Here is a 412-nt window from a genome sequence, read left to right as displayed (position 1 = left end):
CTCGCGGATATGGCGTCCAGCATCGTTCATCAGCAGGCCATCGAGGATGTAAGGCGCTTCGCTTGCCGTTGCAGGAATCACCTGGGTTGCGAACGGCGCATATTGGTCGGAGACGTGGCTATAGGCTTTCAGGCCCGGGGTATTGCCATATTTCGCGTTGACCAGGTTCATGGCCTCACCTTGCTCTGTAGCGACGAAGAACTGTCCGTCGCTCGAAGCCGACGTGCCCATGCCCCAGAACCGGGCCATGGGTAACGCTGCCTGTGCCTCGACCACCATGGCCAGCGCCCGGTCATAGGCTTCGCCCTCGACATGCCACCGTCCAATGCGGATCAATTCCCAGAAGGTGTGGGTGTTTGTCGCATCCGCCATTTTGCGCAAGCCGAGGTTGATCCCTGCCGCCAAGATAACG

Annotated in this window: 1 protein-coding gene; it reads right to left on the bottom strand. The window is 59.7% G+C overall.

Annotation, left to right across the window (positions count from 1 at the left end; all coding sequences use genetic code 11):
* Nucleotides 1–412, bottom strand: a 412-nt coding sequence (locus FLW16_RS43150; protein ID WP_142566738.1) for a Tn3 family transposase, incomplete at both ends; no start/stop codon positions are given.

It is taken from the genome of Microbispora sp. KK1-11 (assembly GCF_006874435.1).
Lineage (GTDB): Bacteria > Actinomycetota > Actinomycetes > Streptosporangiales > Streptosporangiaceae > Microbispora > Microbispora catharanthi.
Note: the sequence above shows the minus strand (reverse complement) of the source record. Positions and strands in the feature narration are given on the sequence as shown.